The 1,211-nt window shown below is 30.3% G+C and carries 2 protein-coding genes; both read left to right on the top strand.

The window, feature by feature from the left end; translation table 11 throughout:
- A partial coding sequence (locus tag K6343_00265) for a hypothetical protein (protein ID MEF3244408.1) occupies positions 1-577 on the top strand: 577 nt, incomplete at its 5' end.
- Between the two features lie 216 nt (positions 578-793).
- The gene (locus K6343_00260; GenBank protein ID MEF3244407.1) at positions 794-1,000 is read left to right on the top strand and encodes a hypothetical protein; all 207 of its coding nucleotides are present in this window, start codon (positions 794-796) and stop codon (positions 998-1,000) included.
- Positions 1,001-1,211: the final 211 nt, after the last annotated feature.

Below are 1,211 nucleotides of genomic sequence, written 5' to 3'. Positions count from 1 at the left end.
GGAGCATATTTCTTTTTATTCGCTTATGCTTGAAAGAGGCACACCTCTATATAAAGCAAGACATCATTACGCTTTTGTTGATGATTCTGTATGGCTTAAAGAATACTTTTTAGGTAAGAAAATGTTTACTCAAGATGGCTTTGTCCATTATGAAATTTCAAATTTTGCAAAACCAGGTTTTTTCTCTTTACACAACCTCAAATATTGGGAGAGTTTTCCTTATATAGGGTTTGGTGTATCTTCCGGTAGTTTTTTAAATAACAGAAGAAGTGTAAATGTAATGAATCTTAAAAGTTATTTTGCAAAGTTAGACCAAGGGGAATTACCTATTTCATTTACAAAGAGGCTAAACGGAAAGGCACTAAAATCAGATTATCTATTTATGAAGTTTAGATTACTTAAAGGTGTGAGCTTAACGGAATACTATCAAAGATTTGGGAGTTTTCTTGAAAAAGATTTTGCAGTTGAATTAGAAAAATTAAAAAACTCAAAACTAATAAAACAAACTAAAGATAGGCTAATTCTTACCTCTTTAGGTCTTCGCTTTGTAAATGTTGTTTTGAAAGAGTTTATTTAACCTTTTTATTGTAAGGCTTGCGATTTTTGACTTTTTAGTAAAAATGGATGTGAAATATGAAATGATCTCTACAAAAAGATTGAAGTAATCCTCATTGATGCTTTAAAATCAGGGGAAGATGTAGAGGAAACAATTGAGAAGAAACCATTTGAAGTTCATTAATATAAGGGAAAATCCAAGTTCTCATACACTTATAAATTCTCTTTAAGAATCACATTGAGCATAAGCTCACAAGAAGACCAAAATAAGTTTAGACCTCATATGGGTTTAAATGGGCTTACTCCTTACGAGAAATTAAAAGAACTGCAAGGAGGAAGACTTTCAAAAGACTTTAATGTTACTAACATTCTTACTCTTGACAAAATTTTTAATTTTGGTATAAGTAAAAATGATGACAAAAAGTTTTACAGTCACCCAATTTAGGGAACACTACAAAAATTTTAAGATAAGTAAAAATACTCTAGAGCATTCATTGTCTAATAAAGAAAGAAATTTAGTTTTTCTATGAATTGTTTTTAGTAGCTTCTATCTCCAAAAGCTTAGACAAAAGTGCCAAAGGAGAAATACGATGAGAAATAAACTACGAATCATAGAAACTCTCGTTGTAATAGGAATGGTCCTTATGGGAGCATGT

The sequence above is a fragment of the Caldisericaceae bacterium genome, assembly GCA_036574215.1.
Taxonomy (GTDB): domain Bacteria; phylum Caldisericota; class Caldisericia; order Caldisericales; family Caldisericaceae; genus Caldisericum.
The sequence above is the reverse complement of the archived record's forward strand: the minus strand, read 5'-3'. Positions and strand labels throughout refer to the sequence as shown.